Source organism: Acinetobacter sp. YH12129, assembly GCF_013418685.1.
Classification (GTDB): Bacteria; Pseudomonadota; Gammaproteobacteria; order Pseudomonadales; family Moraxellaceae; genus Acinetobacter; species Acinetobacter amyesii.
Map to the genome: position 1 here is coordinate 21445 of NZ_VPBP01000032.1, position 12310 is coordinate 33754.

The 12310-nt window shown below is 41.3% G+C and carries 15 protein-coding genes and 2 tRNA genes; 6 read left to right on the forward strand and 11 right to left on the reverse strand.

All coding sequences use genetic code 11. The features are described from left to right. Nucleotide 1 precedes the first annotated feature (1 nt). Nucleotides 2-874 carry an SAM-dependent methyltransferase TehB gene (gene tehB / locus FTU65_RS13580; RefSeq protein ID WP_180065785.1) on the reverse strand — a complete coding sequence of 291 codons (873 nt, stop codon included), beginning with the start codon at nucleotides 872-874 and terminating at the stop codon, nucleotides 2-4. 297 nt (nucleotides 875-1171) lie between these two features. Between tehB and FTU65_RS13585 the strand changes: the two genes are divergently transcribed. Continuing rightward, nucleotides 1172-1792: a hypothetical protein gene (locus FTU65_RS13585; RefSeq protein ID WP_168379005.1), complete on the forward strand. Its 621-nt coding sequence runs from the start codon at nucleotides 1172-1174 to the stop codon at nucleotides 1790-1792. 52 nt (nucleotides 1793-1844) lie between these two features. On the opposite strand, the gene FTU65_RS13590 is transcribed toward FTU65_RS13585, so the two are convergent. From FTU65_RS13590 to FTU65_RS13635, 10 genes are all read right to left on the reverse strand, one after another. Continuing rightward, entirely contained in the window at nucleotides 1845-3206 is a 1362-nt protein-coding gene (locus FTU65_RS13590; protein WP_180041550.1) for a GGDEF domain-containing protein, read from the reverse strand. Between the two features lie 376 nt (nucleotides 3207-3582). Then, the gene (locus FTU65_RS13595) at nucleotides 3583-3861 is read right to left on the reverse strand and encodes a hypothetical protein (protein WP_078190480.1); all 279 of its coding nucleotides are present in this window, start codon (nucleotides 3859-3861) and stop codon (nucleotides 3583-3585) included. 79 nt (nucleotides 3862-3940) lie between these two features. Then, nucleotides 3941-4690: a hypothetical protein gene (locus FTU65_RS13600; RefSeq protein ID WP_180065783.1), complete on the reverse strand. Its 750-nt coding sequence runs from the start codon at nucleotides 4688-4690 to the stop codon at nucleotides 3941-3943. A 192-nt stretch (nucleotides 4691-4882) separates the two neighbouring features. Then, on the reverse strand, nucleotides 4883-5410 hold the full coding sequence (locus FTU65_RS13605; RefSeq protein ID WP_373683023.1) for a hypothetical protein: 528 nt from the start codon (nucleotides 5408-5410) through the stop codon (nucleotides 4883-4885). Nucleotides 5411-5603: 193 nt separating this feature from the next. Next, the gene (locus FTU65_RS13610) at nucleotides 5604-6338 is read right to left on the reverse strand and encodes a class I SAM-dependent methyltransferase (RefSeq protein ID WP_180009282.1); all 735 of its coding nucleotides are present in this window, start codon (nucleotides 6336-6338) and stop codon (nucleotides 5604-5606) included. Between the two features lie 104 nt (nucleotides 6339-6442). Beyond that, a complete protein-coding gene (locus tag FTU65_RS13615; protein ID WP_180065780.1) occupies nucleotides 6443-7168 on the reverse strand; it encodes a hypothetical protein in 726 nt (241 codons plus the stop codon). Between the two features lie 30 nt (nucleotides 7169-7198). Beyond that, nucleotides 7199-7639: a hypothetical protein gene (locus tag FTU65_RS13620; RefSeq protein WP_257245672.1), complete on the reverse strand. Its 441-nt coding sequence runs from the start codon at nucleotides 7637-7639 to the stop codon at nucleotides 7199-7201. A 152-nt stretch (nucleotides 7640-7791) separates the two neighbouring features. After that, a tRNA-Phe gene (locus FTU65_RS13625) sits at nucleotides 7792-7867 on the reverse strand. 137 nt (nucleotides 7868-8004) lie between these two features. Continuing rightward, nucleotides 8005-8080: transfer RNA gene (locus tag FTU65_RS13630), tRNA-Phe, on the reverse strand. A gap of 207 nt (nucleotides 8081-8287) precedes the next feature. Further along, nucleotides 8288-8677, reverse strand: coding sequence for a GNAT family N-acetyltransferase (locus FTU65_RS13635; RefSeq protein WP_078190486.1), 390 nt, complete (start codon nucleotides 8675-8677; stop codon nucleotides 8288-8290). Between the two features lie 97 nt (nucleotides 8678-8774). Between FTU65_RS13635 and hisB the strand changes: the two genes are divergently transcribed. The 5 genes from hisB to FTU65_RS13660 all read left to right on the forward strand — a co-directional run bounded on the left by hisB (nucleotide 8775) and on the right by FTU65_RS13660 (nucleotide 12171). After that, entirely contained in the window at nucleotides 8775-9368 is a 594-nt protein-coding gene (hisB, locus tag FTU65_RS13640; RefSeq protein ID WP_078190487.1) for an imidazoleglycerol-phosphate dehydratase HisB, read from the forward strand. Next, nucleotides 9368-9985, forward strand: a complete 618-nt coding sequence (hisH, locus tag FTU65_RS13645) for an imidazole glycerol phosphate synthase subunit HisH (RefSeq protein WP_180025926.1) — start codon at nucleotides 9368-9370, stop codon at nucleotides 9983-9985. The genes hisB and hisH overlap by 1 nt, the downstream gene beginning before the upstream one ends. Nucleotides 9986-10115: 130 nt before the next feature. Beyond that, nucleotides 10116-10625: a DUF805 domain-containing protein gene (locus FTU65_RS13650; protein ID WP_078193148.1), complete on the forward strand. Its 510-nt coding sequence runs from the start codon at nucleotides 10116-10118 to the stop codon at nucleotides 10623-10625. A 229-nt stretch (nucleotides 10626-10854) separates the two neighbouring features. Further along, a complete protein-coding gene (locus FTU65_RS13655) occupies nucleotides 10855-11328 on the forward strand; it encodes a DUF805 domain-containing protein (RefSeq protein WP_180066936.1) in 474 nt (157 codons plus the stop codon). 177 nt (nucleotides 11329-11505) lie between these two features. Further along, nucleotides 11506-12171 (forward strand): 3'-5' exonuclease, encoded by a 666-nt coding sequence (locus tag FTU65_RS13660; protein ID WP_180066938.1) that lies wholly within the window; start codon nucleotides 11506-11508, stop codon nucleotides 12169-12171. The last annotated feature ends 139 nt before the right edge of the window (nucleotides 12172-12310 follow it).

Consider the following 12310-nt stretch of genomic DNA (forward strand, 5'->3'; position numbering starts at 1 on the left):
CTTAAATTTTCTGCGCCAACAAAGTCGCAAAATGCTGTTTAATCCGCTGCCCTTCTGAATCCACCCGATGCAGCTCCCCGACATTTTCATTGTATTTCACAATGTTCCAGCCTTGATACAACGCACTTAACTCTCCTGCTTTAAAGCTAAATGGAAAGTCAGACTGCGCAGGTAAATCAGGTGTATCCATAGCGCAAACTATCAGGTTATAGCCATTTACACTTGTCGCTTGCTGCATCTGCTGAATCAGTGGCTTCACTGTCTTGGCCTCTAAAAACATCATCACCACGGTACAGCAAATAAAATCATATTTCCCCGTAATGCTTTGGTCTGCATTTAAATCACGCTGCTGTACATGAATATTTTCAATACCTTCCGCAGCGATCACCTCTTGCAGCTTGTGCAAACTGTGTGGATTGACATCCCATGCATCCACCTCAAAGCGCTGCTCAGACAGCTGACTTAAGTACAGCGAATTACGCCCCTGCCCACAGCCGACATCCAAAGCACGACCACCTTGCAAATATGGTGTTGCTGCCAAAATTTCTGAATGTGTTGGACTGAGCTGATACTTCTTATAAAAATAGTCCTGTGCTAAGCAATAAAAACTCAACTGACATTGCACATCGTCACTCGCAGACACAATCTTGTGCCACGCCTGCGGTTCGATAAACGGCGGTGGCTGATCTGGGCTAAATACATGCGTGGAAAGGATATTTCCAGACGCATCTAACATGGCAAAGTTCACTTCACCTTGCAGTACGGTGAGTTTTGCCCAAGTGCCTGCTTTGGTATTGTGCTGTTGTTTAAAACCTTGTGGAATCGACTGCTGCGTCCACACAGGGAGCTGTTTATAACAAATAAGCTGCTGCATCTGATGTTATCCCTCATGCGACTTTATTTTTATGCCATACCAATGGCAGAAATATATATTCACAATAACGGCTTTAACAGTGATTTTAAATCAGCTTTGAATTGAAAATTTCGAATGCTGTGCAATGCACGCTGTTTTTGTTTGTTTTTCTGCGTTACACCATGTTATCCGTTTGTAACATTGGTGGAATATTCACACAATCGAATCCCTCACTCTGTGCCGTGTAACCTAAGCGCTGTTGATAAGGCATAAAATTTACAATGCCTTATTTTAACTAAGTTTTATAGAGTGATGACTATGAACGCGATCAAAACTACTTTAGCTGTTGCTTTAGTTGCTGCTACAACTTCTGCTATGGCAACTACTGCTGTAGAACAAAAACCTGCGACTGCTGTTGAAGTTGTAAAAGCTCAAGCAGCACAAGCGAAAACTGCAACTGTAGCTGCTGCTCAAGCAACTAAAGATGCTGCTAAAACTCAAGTGGCTGTTGCAGAAAAAGCGACTCAAACTAAAACTTTAACAGTGAAAGAAACCACTAAAGCAAAAACTGCTGACATGAAAAAAGCAGTTGTAGAAAAAGCAGCAGCAACTAAAGAAACTGCAGTTGCAGCAAAAGATGCAACTGTAGAAAAAACTGTAGCGGCTAAAGACGCTGTTGTTGCAAACACTGTTGCAGCAAAAGACGCGACTGTAGCAAAAACTGTAGCAACTAAAGATGCTGTCGTTGCAAAAACTGTTGAAGCAAAAGATGCAGCTGTAGAAAAAGCAACTGATGCAAAAGAAGCTGTTGAAACTAAAACTGAAGAAGTAAAAGCTGAAGCGAAAAAAGACTGCGCTAAAAAATGTGCAGAGAAAAAAGCTGAAGCAGCGAAAGCTGAGAAAAAAGGTTTCTTTTCTTGGTTCAAAAAAGCAGCTTAATCATTGATTAAATGCTAAAAAAGATGCCTTCACGGCATCTTTTTTTGCCTATTTAGACTGCAATACTGCTTTCTGCTAACGGAATAATCTTTTGATAAACAAACTGATTTTTCCCTTGTGATTTCGCCTGATATAGGCAGGCATCGACATGCTGTAGAGTCGTGGAGTAATTAGACAAACTCAACTGTTGAAACTCGGCCAAGCCCATACTAAAGCTGACATCTAGCCTTAATTGATCTTTTCGAAACGGCACATGTTCGCAGCGTTCCAAAATTGTTTCACACAACATTTTACCCTGCTCCAAATCGGCACCTTCGAGCAAAATTAAAAATTCTTCACCGCCCCAACGACTAATAAAACTCGCGCGTGGACTACAATTTTTTAAGATTTTTGCCAAATGCACCAAAACACTGTCCCCCATTTGGTGTCCATATTGGTCATTAATTTTTTTAAAATTATCGACATCGAGCAAAATGACACAGCCTTTATCAACCGCACCCTCTATAAATATTTGTTCTTTAAAGGCATGGCGATTTTTCAGTCCCGTCAACTCATCGCAAAAACTTACACGTTGCAAAGCCAAATATAGACGTTTATTTCGTGCATACAGCTCACAAATAAACAGAAAAATGATCAAATAAATACCCAATGCCAAACGATAAGAACTGATCCGCGAGAGCATATGTACCTGTGCATCCGACCAATATTCCCCAGCCAATGGCATGGCACCATACCAGCCACAGATCAGCGTCATTAAGCCAATCAGCCAGCAAAAGGTTTTGAAGTCATATTTGATCGCGTAGTAACACATCAATAAAGGCAAGACCATGCAAGCATAGAAGATCTGATCATTTGAGATCACATATTGGACGGCCAGTGCCACGATCAGATAGCCATAATCCACCCACGGCACATTCATCCAGCGCTGAACACCAAACAGTAAACACACCACAGCCAAACTTGTTGCAAATTGCTCTAGAAAATAATCAACAAAGGCAAAGTATTGGTTGTCCATCTGAAAGCACGCCACAAACAAGAGACTGCCTGCAAAAGCACTCACGATACTCGGAACAGCTAACATTAGGGTTCGCTTAAAGCGGCGTTTTTTTAAATGGCTCAGCGCTAAATAGGCTTTAATAAATACCCAAATCTGAAATGCCGAAATCGCACACAGGAGAAATTTATCTTCTAAGATTTTGGCAGGATCGACCATCAGCGAAGCCACAAAGATCGCACTAAAAGCATAAAGCACGATCAGTAAATCGTGACTTAAATGCTTTCGCATTAAAACCATGCCATAGGCAGCGAATGCATTTACCACCCAAACAGGGCTAATGAATAATTCATAGGTATAGCCTATCGACACCAATGAAACCGCACATATGGCAAGCCATAGCAGTATTAATTTTTTCATACGCTAAAAAAATCGTCTCTAAAAATGGCGATAAACCTTTCATTCAAAGCCAATCGGTCTAAGGTTAGAATGTTTGCAAGTTCAATACAGCTCAGCTTCTTATGAGTTATGGGCTGCTGGCTAAAAAGTTATGTTTAAATTTTCGGCGTATTTTAAGTGATTTAAGTCACACTATTGGTTGATAGTTGTATTAAATTTGCAATTTAAACAATCAAAGACTGTTTTAAAGCCAATGTTTTTTGCGCCATTCGTGCTAGTTCGGAACTCAGTTCCCAAAATGATGCTCGATAACAACAAAAAAGCCATCCGCTAAAGGATGGCTTTCACTTGCATAACATGTCTCGAAGTTGTGCTGAATAATTTGAATGAAAAGGACTTATTTTAATATTTGTAATTGTTCCATCAACCAAGCCATGTATTTATCTTGATCCATAAAGTCAGGCGCCGTCCCTGTATCCAAACTATAAAATTGTTGATTAAATTCAATCACAATCTGTTCAGTCAGATGCCAATCTTCAATCATGCGAAAATACTGACTGAAGAAAAAACGGTTCTTGCCCCAATTGTTTAAACTTTCCAAACGTGGATATTGGCGGTTCGCGATAAAGTCGATATAGACCTGCTGAATATCATCAAAAATCTGAATAGCTCGCATGAGCATGGACCTCTATATGATGTAAAACCTTGCTATAAGCCACTTTATCGCGCAATTTTGAAAGAGAGATGACAGTCAGTTAAAGCTTTTGTTTCAACTCTGAACGGTTCTTTTGGCGGATCTCATCCATTTGTGCATTGAGCGCTAACATCTCTGTATAAAGCTGATTAAACTGCTTTAAAGGCGCATCTTCATAGAACATAAATAATTTATTTTTCTTTTCCCATTTATTGGCTTTCAGCACAGCAAAGAGCTCATCAGCCTTCGCCAAGCTTTGCTTTTCTAACTCAAATAAAGCATGCGACTCATCACTATCACGACTGTCTCTTAAACTCTGCGCAATTTGCTGACGAAACACCTGTTTGACCGCCAACTGTTTGGCCTGCGCTAAACCATTTTCCTCTTGCTGTGTGGTTTTTTGTTCATAAGCATCGACCACTGCATGCACCTGCTGCAGCATTTGCTCAGTCTCTTGATATTGGTTTTTTTTATCTTTTAATAAGCGATCGATATCGAGAAATTTATCCCAATTCAGTGCTTTAAGATCACGAATATATTGATTCCGCGCTTCTGCACGCTGCAGCATTTGGCTCAAAATAAAATCCGACATGATTTTATAATCCCCCGTTAGCCGTGCATCTGTCGCATTGAGTTGTATCGGCTCTTCCCAGTGCTGAGCTTGCTGAAAAATTTGCTCGGTTTTTTCACGCAAAACCGTTTCATAGGTCGAGAGTTGCACAGCTTCTTTTTGCTGTACTGAATATTGATAAAACATCCATCCAAAGACCAATACCGTAGCACTGGCCAAGACAACAAAGATACGCGGCATAATGAGCTCCGAATGCCCTTTTATTCAGTTTAACCAAAAGTTTGAAGATTGACGATAAAATAGCCATGCTTTTTAAGAAGGCTATTTGAAAACATCAATGTAAATAGACTTAAATTGCGCATGCCATCAAAACGAAAATTCATGGATAAAACATGAATTTTCGCCTTCAATGTACTGTAGAGATGTATTCGATTATGGGGTCTTAATCGGATTGGTATTTAACTGACGGTCGATGTTTCCGAGATTGATTTGCTCACGACTGATTTGCACATTGGTCGCATTACGGTCAATCCCAAAGGGTTGCAACATAATATATAAACCATTGCGTGGGTCAGAAGACTGCAAACCTGCGGCAATATTTAAAACATGCTGTTGCATCAAAGGCGATAAATTCGACATATCTGGCACTGCTGTGGCAGGTAAGATATCAATATTTGACACGATTGTTGCATCGACACCTTTGTTTTGAGTATCACGCTCAAGTTGCATCACCCGTTGCTGTAAGGCTTTACGGCGATCCACCTGCTCTTGATACTCAACAATGCCCGTCTCTGCACGCATTTCACGCTCTGCCATAATGGTTAAAGCAGGCATCTGAATAGCTTGTTGTTCGGTTTCATCAGCTTTTGTAGTGGCTTTTTCCGCAGCCAATGTACTCATAGCCGTCATTGCTGCACTAACAAAAACCAAAACGGAAACAGATTTAGGGAGATTCATCATGTTCATTCCGAGAGATTTAAAAATAGAAAATTGAAAAAATTTACACTGCTATTATTGTACAACAATTAATCAATTTACCAGATTTAACCCCGACAAACGGCAAGAGAGCACAGCTTATTTAAACCTCACGTTGCTCATTCTAGACTTGAGATATCATCCTTTACCTATCTGCATTGCCGCTGCTTTTTCTCTTTTATACGGTCCCGATTCTTAACAGTACAGGAAATGACAAAGCAAACTCTTGCTGCGGATGTCGGCTAAAGAAATCCTGCAAAGCTGCACACGGCTGAAGTGTCGGATGCCGCTGTTGATAGTGTTTAAGCCCAGACCACGTTTGCAAATAGTCCAAAATTTGCTGTGCACTCCACCTGTAATTTAAAAACAGCTGAGGGACTGCTAACTCCTGAAATGGAAACGGAATACTACGATATTCTTCGTCGATGTAACGACGTTCAGCATCCCAATAGCCTTTTAACGTGACAAAATACAGATCCTGTAAGAGTTGGCTTAATTCCGCGTGTTCAAATTGAATTAGACCATAGCCCACAATGGCGATGTGACCTTGAGGTTTTAATACGCGTCGTACTTCTGCATAAAAGGCAGTAAAATCAAACCAATGAATCGCTTGCGCGACTGTAATTAAATCCGCTGAATGGTCTGCAAGCGGACAATGTTCGGCGCTGGCTTGCTCATAACGCACATTGTCTAAATTGGGTGCTTGTGCCAATTGCTCTGCACTCAGATCTGTCGCTAAAATCTGTTGAAAATAGGGCGCCAAACCTTTGGTAAATTGACCTGAACCTGCACCACAGTCCCATGCCAATTCACGCACGGCAACATGCTGCAAAATGCTATCAACGACTTCAGCAGAATAACTTGGACGTGCTTGTTGATACAGCACACTCCCTGTAGAGAAAAGGTCTTTCATTGTAGAAATTCATTGGTTATTTTTTATCAGTTTAATCGAATTTTAGGGGTAGGAACTAGCACTTAAGTCATAGCTTCAGCGATAAAATTTGAGCTTCAAAATATTTACTCAATCACATGCTGTATATAAAAACTGGTCTGCGCAATCGGGCTTAATTGATCATTCATTTGATAATATTTCACATCATAATGACCAGTTTTCCATCCAGTCATAGGATAGAAACTCACCCAGTTTTGTTGCTGTTGCTCACTAACTTTGCGTGGTGTAAAGAGCAGCACTTCACCGCTATCACGATGCGTCAAACGCACCATGACTTGCATATTGTTTGGAACTTTACCCATGGTATCAAAATGTGCATACAACGGCTGTGTGACATAGATTTCACGAGGTAAAACTTGATCTACATCTGTCTGTGATTGATCTGTCACATACGCTTGCCCTGCCAATCGCTGATGCGGATCATTTTTGGCTTGTAGAAATTCGTCTAACATCTGCTGCGCAAATTGTTGCTTATTTTGAATCCCTGCAAAACTGTAATTGGGAAATGCCTGCTGTAAATATCGCCCCAATTGTTGATCTGAAGTCTGCTGAATAATGCTCTTTAGCTGACGATGTTGGCTTTTGAGTTGTTGCTGTATATCTTTAGAATGAGGTTGATCCGAGGCATCTTGATCTAAAGCCAAGAGTGCCACAGGATTACTCGTCGCCAAAGTTACAAGCGAGTGCTCAGGTGGCGGCGACGTCAAGCTTGGTTGGTCATTCCACGATGCCGCAATATAGCCCAGTGCAAAACAGAGCAGTCCAATCGCCGCATATTGAAGTCGCTTCAACTGTCACTCCACGAATCTATGTTCATTTGATTAAAGCCTACAGCGGAGCACTTCTGTGCCGACAATATATTCACCAGAGCTCATCGTCGTACCCGTGTTAATCACCTGATTTAAGCTAAAGTTAGATCCAACTTTTAATTTAAGCAGACCATTATCACATGCTGCAGTTATTCTGCTGCCCGATTTCATATTGGATACACAGCCCGTTTTGGTCACGGCAAAAATTGTTTGCCCTGCGGAAATACTGGTGCTGCATGATGCTGTGATTATTTTATCGAGCGATGATTCACAAGAAGAACAATTGCCATTATCACAAAGCGCTGCTGCATTTTCACTTTTACATTCATAGGTCACACCATTTTGAATAATGGTTTTAGAATAGGAAGAATCGACATTACTGCCGCCCCCGCCACCACATGCGCTCAGCAAGACACTCATACCGATCAAAACAGGAAATAATATTTTCTTCACAACCTTAACCCTTATTTTTTAATAATTTTCTTATAGCCATTGGGCTCATCATCTGGCATGGATTGTAGCAGTTAAACTGTGCGAAATATCAACACCTGAAAAACAGCAGACGAAAAAAAACCTCAAACAATGGTTTGAGGTTTTTTCGAATATGGTGGCGAGACCCAGGATCGAACTGGGGACACACGGATTTTCAATCCGTTGCTCTACCTACTGAGCTATCACGCCGATGCGGTGTATTAAGCCGCATCTCAGTTAATTAGTCAATCATATTTATAAAAATATTTTTCGTATGCATATTTTTTAGGCAAAAAAAATCCCTGATGGGATCAGGGATTGATAAACTGAAAAATCAGTTTTGAATATGGTGGCGAGACCCAGGATCGAACTGGGGACACACGGATTTTCAATCCGTTGCTCTACCTACTGAGCTATCACGCCGATGGGGCGTATTAAACAATTTCAGTCTCATGGCGTCAAGCATCCGTTACGCTTTTTTGTGCAAATGTTTATTTTTAAATCAATATTTCACACTATTTGCTTATTTTTTGAGTGATTTCAAATTTCCACAGCTGAAATTACAGTGACGAAACTGTATTTATCCAACAAAAAAGCAGCTCAATGGCTGCTTTATTATTGGAGGGCAGGTTATTCAGCCGCAGTAATTTTTCCAATGTGTGCCAAACAGCGGTGGATCGCGCCACAACCTGGTTCAAAAGTTTTCACCCCTTTTTCTTCTTCCATACGGGTGGCCTCACTGACCAAGCGCTCTGCAACACCACGCCCACGATTTGCAGGGTGTACCACAATATATTCAAGGGTTTTGCTTTCACCTTGGCCTGTACACCAAATCGCACCAATCAATTTTGTATTAAATTCTGCAGTATAAACTAAGGTATACTGAGCTAAGTTCTGCTCAAGTTGTTCAATCGCATCGGAACCGTCGCTAAACTCAGGGCTGGTGTCATACAGTCGCTCAAGCTGGCTGCGCACTTCATCATTTTCTAAAGAAGTATAGGCATGTACGGTAATAGGCATTGATAAACCCTCCTGAGCAATCTAATATGCGGTGACTTTTCGTCACAGCGAAAATATTTTTACATCAATCATTTTGACGTATTTGAGGAACGTGTCTATGACAGATCGTATCAGTGAAGTGGTAAGAAACACCAACGAAACCAAAATTCGAGTTCGTGTGAATCTTGATGGTACTGGTCAAGGCACTTTAAACACTGGTGTTCCATTTTTAGATCATATGATTGATCAAATCAAGCGACATGGTCTGTTTGATATTGATATTCATTGTGATGGCGATCTTGAAATTGACGATCATCATACCGTAGAAGACTGTGGGATTACACTGGGTCAAGCTTTTGCTCAAGCACTGGGCAATAAAAAAGGCTTACGTCGCTACGGTCACTTCTATGCGCCGCTCGATGAATCACTGAGTCGTGTCGTGGTTGATTTATCTGGCCGTCCGGGTCTTTGGATGGATATTCCATTCACTCGCGCGCGCATCGGGACTTTTGATGTGGATCTTTTCTCTGAATTTTTCCAAGGTTTTGTGAACCATGCGTTAATGACGCTGCACATCGACAACCTAAAAGGCAAAAACAGCCACCACCAAATTGAAAGCGTATTTAAAGCCTTTGCCCGTGCATTACGTATGGCGTGTGAAGTTGACCCGCGTGCCGAAAATACTGTTGCGTCTACCAAAGGAACATTGTAATGACCCGTATTGCCCTTCTTGACTATGGCATGGGAAATCTTCACTCAGCAGCAAAAGCCCTCGAACACGTGGGCGCAACTGTTGATGTCACCAATGATCCTAAGCTGATTGCACAAGCAGATAAAATTGTGTTCCCCGGTGTGGGAGCAATGCGTGACTGTATTCAAGGCATGCATGATGCAGGCATTGATGAAGTTGTCCGTAAAGCGGCATTTAATAAACCTGTGCTTGCGATCTGTGTCGGTATGCAGGCCCTAATGCAGCATTCCGAAGAAAATGGCGGTGCAGATGCATTGGGTATTTTTGAAGGTTCGGTTAAACGCTTTCCTGATGTAGAGGGATTAAAAGTGCCACACATGGGCTGGAACCAAGTGCATCAGGCAGACCCTAGCCACCCGATGTGGAAAAACATTGAGCAAGATGCACGTTTCTATTTCGTACATAGCTTCTATGTAGAGCCGCAAGATTCAAGCATTGTCGCTGCAACCTGTGACTATGGTTTGGAATTCTGTACCGCAATTCACAAGGAAAACTTGTTTGCGACACAATTTCACCCAGAAAAAAGTCATACAGCCGGCCTGCAATTGCTGAAAAACTTTGTGGAATGGGATATTTAAAATTCCTTCACCGCAAAAAAGCCCGCTCCTTGCGGGCTTTTTTGTACTGTTTATTTTTCATCCTTTTATTTTCTACATATTCATTTTAGAATTTGCCTACTTATAAAAATACCAAAGCCTAGGAATAATAATGAATACATTCACATCTGACTCACCGACCCAAGCCAGTGGTCGCTTTAGCCGGCGCGCATATCTTGCATGGAATCTACTTCTCGGCATTATTTTTACGCTAATTGCTGTTGTAGTCGGCCTGCTCATACCCGGTGCGCAAAATGCGTTGACTGAGGGTGCAATGTCGACGCCACTCATGATTATTTTCTTTATCATGTATGCCATCGTCATTTATTACAGCGTCATTTTCTTAATCCGTCGTTTACATGACCGAGACCATTCTGGATGGCTTGCACTGCTGATCTTAGTTCCTGTAGTGAATATATTATTTGCGCTCTATGTGTTATTTGCACCGGGTAATAGCGGTAGTAATAGCTTTGGACAACCACGCCCGACCAAAGGCTGGGAAACAGTACTCGCTGTTTTGTATATCGTGGTGTTTATACTCGGTATACTCGCTGCGATCATGATTCCGTCTTACCAAAACTATGTGATCCGCTCTCAACAAACCACGATTCAACAACAATAATGATAAATCATTAGATGCCGCCGAGATCGTCCTAAACAGCAATACATCTACTCAAACAAGCTCACACAAGTGGGCTTTTTTTGTACTTTACCTTTATAATCAACGCGCTTTTTTGGTACAGGATCAAATCCTGTACTTTTTCACATTTTTATGTCGTTTTTAGCTCAATTTTTTGCGGCTAAAAATGAATGATAACAATACTTTTTACGATAATTTAAGATCATTTAATATGAATAATTCACCCAATATAAACTCTGGTTGGAACCGTGACGGTCGTTTTAATCGCATGTCTTTTATCGGTTGGAATGTCTTCTATGGCCTCATACTGAGCATATTGATGCTACTGATCGTCAGCATGATGCCCAATACCCTCAATGCCCTAATAGCTCATGCTGAAAATCCAATGACGCAAGTGATTGGATTGATCCTAAATATTTTAATGCTGATCCCTTTGATGATTTTTTCAGTGCGTCGTTTGCATGACTTTAATCTCTCAGGCTGGTTTGCACTCTTAGAGCTGATTCCGTTGCTCAATATCGTTATGTGCATTGCGCTGATGCTCATCCCGGGGTCTGCAAATGCCAATCAATATGGCGAGCCACGTACATCCAAAACATGGGAGGTGGTCCTCGCCTTTCTCTTTATCGGTTTATTCTTACTGATCTTGGTAAATGTATTATTTACTGCGCGTTTTCTATTTTAAGTCGTCACTGACTTTAAGTCTCTTGGTCACTGTGTTTAAGTACCTTCGTCACTGTCATAGCAACGCGCTATGACAGGCCGATGAGTCAATCGCTCATGCTCAACGCCACATCTCGGTATTTGCATTTCCGACCTAAACGCTCTAGGCTGCAACAATAAGCCTTTGAATTGAATCACAATGACTGATGCTCTACTGACACCTATTTTGCCAACAAAAGAACAGATTAAAGATTTTCCATTGTTCCAAAATTTAGTGCCAGAGCAGATCCATGTCATTCACAATGCAGAACAATGCCAACACTGGGCCGATGAATTGCAGACGACTGCCTTATTCGGTTTCGACTCTGAATCTAAGCCGACTTTTCGTAAAGGTGAGGTCTCTACCGGTCCACATTTAATCCAACTTGCGACGGCGCAACAGGCGTGGTTGTTTCAAATGAACGAATGCACTTGGGATTTTTTAAGACCAATCTTGAGTAATCGTGATCAAATTAAAGTGGGATTTGGCTTAAAAAATGATGCGCATTTATTTCGTAAAAATGGCATCGAACTGAATAGTGTGTTGGAACTCTCCAAGTGCTTTGCTTCTTTTGGCTTAAGCCAACCCGTCGGTTTAAAAAATGCCATGGCACTGCTTTTTCGTGTGAATTTTCCAAAATCTAAATCGGTCAGTACCTCGAATTGGGCCAAAAAGCGCTTAAATCCGGAACAAATTCGTTATGCCGCTGCCGATGCCTATGCCCCTGTTTTGGTCTTTGAAGAATTATTACAACGCGGCTTATTACCTAAAACCATTCCCAATACCTCCCTCAAACTAAGAATTCGTCCGCACATGAAATTATAAACCCTTAATTAATAGATCTCTTTCATAAATCAAAAAACGATCTTATTTTTGGTTAATATTTGCACTCCGGATTTCTTAGCATTCGTGCATAATCTGCGGATGAAATACATCGATTCAAACAAGCTTTCTGATCCTCAGT

Coding starts and splice junctions, on each gene's coding strand:
- tehB (WP_180065785.1), bottom strand. CDS start 874: ATGCAGCAGCTTATTTGTTATAAACAGCTCCCTGTGTGGACGCAGCAG.
- FTU65_RS13585 (WP_168379005.1), top strand. CDS start 1,172: ATGAACGCGATCAAAACTACTTTAGCTGTTGCTTTAGTTGCTGCTACA.
- FTU65_RS13590 (WP_180041550.1), bottom strand. CDS start 3,206: ATGAAAAAATTAATACTGCTATGGCTTGCCATATGTGCGGTTTCATTG.
- FTU65_RS13595 (WP_078190480.1), bottom strand. CDS start 3,861: ATGCGAGCTATTCAGATTTTTGATGATATTCAGCAGGTCTATATCGAC.
- FTU65_RS13600 (WP_180065783.1), bottom strand. CDS start 4,690: ATGCCGCGTATCTTTGTTGTCTTGGCCAGTGCTACGGTATTGGTCTTT.
- FTU65_RS13605 (WP_373683023.1), bottom strand. CDS start 5,410: ATGATGAATCTCCCTAAATCTGTTTCCGTTTTGGTTTTTGTTAGTGCA.
- FTU65_RS13610 (WP_180009282.1), bottom strand. CDS start 6,338: ATGAAAGACCTTTTCTCTACAGGGAGTGTGCTGTATCAACAAGCACGT.
- FTU65_RS13635 (WP_078190486.1), bottom strand. CDS start 8,677: ATGCCTATTACCGTACATGCCTATACTTCTTTAGAAAATGATGAAGTG.
- hisB (WP_078190487.1), top strand. CDS start 8,775: ATGACAGATCGTATCAGTGAAGTGGTAAGAAACACCAACGAAACCAAA.
- hisH (WP_180025926.1), top strand. CDS start 9,368: ATGACCCGTATTGCCCTTCTTGACTATGGCATGGGAAATCTTCACTCA.
- FTU65_RS13650 (WP_078193148.1), top strand. CDS start 10,116: ATGAATACATTCACATCTGACTCACCGACCCAAGCCAGTGGTCGCTTT.
- FTU65_RS13655 (WP_180066936.1), top strand. CDS start 10,855: ATGAATAATTCACCCAATATAAACTCTGGTTGGAACCGTGACGGTCGT.
- FTU65_RS13660 (WP_180066938.1), top strand. CDS start 11,506: ATGACTGATGCTCTACTGACACCTATTTTGCCAACAAAAGAACAGATT.